At 63.0% G+C, this 1,665-nt stretch carries 2 protein-coding genes; one reads left to right on the top strand and one right to left on the bottom strand.

Annotated elements, in window-relative coordinates; translation table 11 throughout:
* The coding region (locus tag JCM25146_RS15905) for an OpgC family protein (protein ID WP_051544342.1) at positions 1 to 1,116 on the bottom strand (1,116 nt) is incomplete at its 3' end.
* A 273-nt stretch (positions 1,117 to 1,389) separates the two neighbouring features.
* On the opposite strand from JCM25146_RS15905, the gene JCM25146_RS15900 reads away from it, so the two are divergent.
* Positions 1,390 to 1,665: iron-sulfur cluster assembly protein (locus tag JCM25146_RS15900; protein WP_025829279.1), on the top strand; the 276-nt coding region annotated here is incomplete at its 3' end.

The following is a 1,665-nucleotide window of genomic DNA, read 5'->3' as shown; positions in this document are numbered from 1 at the left end:
CCGCCGGTCCAGCCATGTGGCAAGGCCGATCAGCATGGCCAGCCCCACCACATTGACCGCCACCTGCAAGGCCCAGCCATCCCCAAAGGTGCTAAAGATCAGGCGTGCGTACAGGTCCAGTATGGTGCCCACCACAAATACTTCCAGCGAGTGGCGGCCCACACGGGCCAGCTCCTGCCCCACCCACGATTCGGCCGCCCAGTGGCGCGCCCGCTCGGACGACTGGACAAGGTAGAAAATGGCGACCACATCAAACAGCCGCCAGGGCGAGAGCCAGCTTTTGGACGGGGCCAGCGCATCCCCCAGCGGGCGCAGGTCGGGCAGGCCCCACAGGGTCCACGGAAAAGCCTGAATGGCCGAGAACAGCAGATACAGCCAACACAGAGCCACAAGGGCAGGCACGCGCGCAAAATCGCGCCCGCGCCGCTCGGTCTGGGCCGATGCCGTCAGCCCCAGAGCAAACAGGAACTGCCATGCCAGCGGGTTGAAGTACCAGCCATCGGGGTCCAGCCAGTTGGGGAAGTTCAGCTCGGGGTCCATGTTCACCAGCATCCACAACGCCCCCGACAAAAGCAGGGCGAGCGAGCCGTGGATGCGCATCAGCAGGTAAAAAATGGGGAACCCGCCCAGCAGCACAAGGTAGAGCGGCATGATGTTGAGGTTGCTGGGCAACGCATCAAACATCATCACCCGCCATATCCAGTCCAGACCGTGGGCCAGCTCAGGCTCCAGATAATCGACCGAAACAGGGGTAAAGTGCCGCCACTCCCGCACCGTAAACACATAGGCCATGACCATGATCGTCTGGCCGATGTAGAGTTGCACGCAGCGTTTGAACAGGCGTTGGAGGGTGGGCCACACACCATATTTGGTAAAACCCCGCCCATAGGCCAGCCACGAGGCATAGCCTGCCAGCAGCACAAACACCTCGGCCGCATCGGCAAAACCCACGTTGCGCATGGTAAAGCGGTTGAGCAGGTTCTGGGGAATATGGTCAATAAACATCATCAGCAGGGCGGCACCGCGCAGGGCATCAATCCTGTGGTCGCGGCGGCTGCGGGCGGGTGGTGCACTCCCCTCTGCTGTATGTGTTTGCGCCACGTGCGCGCCCTCCATGTGTGTGCTCCCCTGCCCCGCACCCGCCGGAGCGGCAGGCGCTGCGCCCGTGCGGGTCGTGCCCGCATCCGCTTTGTCCGTGTGTGCCTGCATCTTACCCTTTCGGCACGCCTCTGCCCCGCCTGCTGGTTGTTCTATGGGCTGTCCCTCTACCCATACCACCCAGTCTGTGCCAGAAAAAAGGCGTTATACCCATGAACGCCCTTGACGGCGCGCCCGACCTGCTGTTGCCACCCATGCAACATTGTAACACCCCAGCACAGGACAAGACCCTTGGCGCAGAATGCCCCTTTTTCTTCTGATACCCTGATGGACCTGCTCAGAACCGTGCAGGACCCACAGACCGGGCTTTCGCTTGCCAGCGCCGGGCGGCTGGAAAGCTGCACGGTAGATGACGGCGGCCGCCTGACCCTGACACTGGGTGTTGCCCGCGAGCAGGCTCCGGCCCTGTCCGCCCTGTGTGACGCTGCGGCCCAGAAGCTGCAAACCCTGCCCAATATTACCAAAGCCACCATTATCCTGACCGCTCACCGCCCCCGCCGGTGCGCC

Origin of the sequence: Acetobacter okinawensis JCM 25146, from assembly GCF_000613865.1 — a bacterium.
Classification (GTDB): Bacteria; Pseudomonadota; Alphaproteobacteria; order Acetobacterales; family Acetobacteraceae; genus Acetobacter; species Acetobacter okinawensis.
The sequence above is the reverse complement of the archived record's forward strand: the minus strand, read 5'-3'. Positions and strand labels throughout refer to the sequence as shown.